We start from the raw sequence: 1,602 nt of genomic DNA, 5'->3' as shown, positions 1-1,602 counted from the left end.
ACTAACCACTTATATTGATTATTACATAAATCAAGTCAGATATTATATACACCTCCTACATTTACATTATATACCAATTAATCAAATTTTAGTATATTCTTTTTTACAAATATTATATATTTTTAACATTGATATTTAACCATAAAAAAGAGAGTGGACAAAAATCTCATTTTACCAAAAAGATTTCTTTGTCTCACCCCTACAAAGATGACTAGAAATTAAAATAAGCTTGATATAGTGCACATTTTAAATTCAGTAATCTACTGACGATATACAACAGAGGCTAGGAATCATTAAATATGTCCCAGCCTCAATAGCTTTATATATTATTATTTTTTCTATTAAGAAATTTGAAAAAATCAAAATGATTCATCTTTAATACATAGTCCTTAAAAATACCATTAACCAATATCAGTATCATTATAAATAGTGATTTTAAATACAATGACATATCAAACATCATTATTATTAAAAATCCAATAGCAAAATATAATACACTACTCATAATAAAAATCTTCATTCTCATATTAGTTCGCCCCTTCACTCATCCACTTAATATTTATACTTTGGATTAAAAGAATATGAAATAGTTTTTTAATCCAAAGTATAAGAAAATTTATTTTAAATAACTTACTCTATTTCGTCTTTATCTTTTAAGAAAAGTGCATATAGTTTTATTGGCATTAATATCGAATATCCCGTTAATAATCCCCCAATACTGGAAATTTGAAAAGATACATTATAAGAATCAATAAAACTATAATAAGTAATTATGAAAGCACAAATAAATATAAACACGAAATTAATTATTAAAAATTTTTTGGAGATATACAAATTGGCAACTCCTTTATTTTAAAATCACGAAGAATTTTATCGTATAGTTAGATTACAAAAACAACAAAAATATTATGAATGGTACTAAAAATAATACGTTTACTATATTCATAACAAACCAGACCAACCCAGTATATCTAGTTTTACTGTCTTTAACAAAGACAAATCCCAATGATATTACACCCGCTATAATAGAGCTATAAACAAAAACTATTAATAAATCTCCAAAATCTATGTTATGTATTTAAATATAGAATACCCCTATTATCAACAATACATAATTGATAATATTTACGACATGAATTGATTTGGCCATAAAACACCCCTTTTTTCATTATTTACCAAATAGTTGTTTGATATATTACTGTAGAATAAAATTTGAAATTCATTTAGAAATAGGTTGAAAAGGATAAAATAATAACACTTTATTTACTGATTCAATTGTTTAACTAGGTTTTAAAATACATTTATATCTCGTTACTCCTGGATATTTTTCACCTAAAGAAGTTATTTGAAAATCTAAGTATCTATAAAAACCAACTGAGTCTTTATCAGTTTCTGCTTCAATATAAAAACTAGGATAGTCTATCAATAATTTTTTAACAATATTTTCACCTAATCTAGTCCTCTGCATATTCTTTTCAACAGCAATATGCTTAATTATTATTTTGTTCTTAACTATAGATATACCTATTAACCCTACAATTTTTCCATTTTTTACTACTATACATAACTTATTACTTTCTTCTTTATAGTAAGTATATACCT

1 protein-coding gene is annotated in these 1,602 nt (G+C 23.8%); it reads right to left on the bottom strand.

Translation table 11 applies throughout. The features are described from left to right. Positions 1 to 1,279: 1,279 nt before the first annotated feature. A partial coding sequence (locus CD111_RS12290; protein ID WP_103268522.1) for a GNAT family N-acetyltransferase occupies positions 1,280 to 1,602 on the bottom strand: 323 nt, incomplete at its 5' end.

This window comes from Mammaliicoccus stepanovicii (assembly GCF_002902525.1).
Classification (GTDB): Bacteria; Bacillota; Bacilli; order Staphylococcales; family Staphylococcaceae; genus Mammaliicoccus; species Mammaliicoccus stepanovicii.
Note: the sequence above shows the minus strand (reverse complement) of the source record. Positions and strands in the feature narration are given on the sequence as shown.